The sequence below is a fragment of the Paraburkholderia sp. SIMBA_053 genome, assembly GCF_046534895.1.
Taxonomy (GTDB): domain Bacteria; phylum Pseudomonadota; class Gammaproteobacteria; order Burkholderiales; family Burkholderiaceae; genus Paraburkholderia; species Paraburkholderia caledonica.
Genome location: NZ_JAWRXU010001889.1, coordinates 1 through 231 on the forward strand (window position 1 = coordinate 1; position 231 = coordinate 231).

The 231-nt window shown below is 39.0% G+C and carries 1 protein-coding gene; it reads left to right on the plus strand.

Going from position 1 to position 231, the window contains the following annotated elements:
• Positions 1–16 precede the first annotated feature (16 nt).
• Positions 17–231: hypothetical protein (locus tag SB753_RS42110; RefSeq protein ID WP_410805830.1), on the plus strand; the 215-nt coding region annotated here is incomplete at its 3' end.

The window sequence follows — 231 nt, forward strand, 5'->3', positions numbered from 1 at the left end:
AGTGGAGTTATTGCTGTTGGAGCTATTGGACGATGTATGTTTTCGTTTACGCATGCATCAAGTGGTGGCTCAGAATGTTCATTTATCCATTGGTTACAGTAAACAAACAGGTGGAGGCTTCTCAAGACAAAAGAAAATGGGGAGAGCTTCGAACTTAAGCCAAGATATTTTCCCTTATTGTTTAACCATTTTACATAATTTTGATAATGGAATGCCGATTCGCTCCATTGG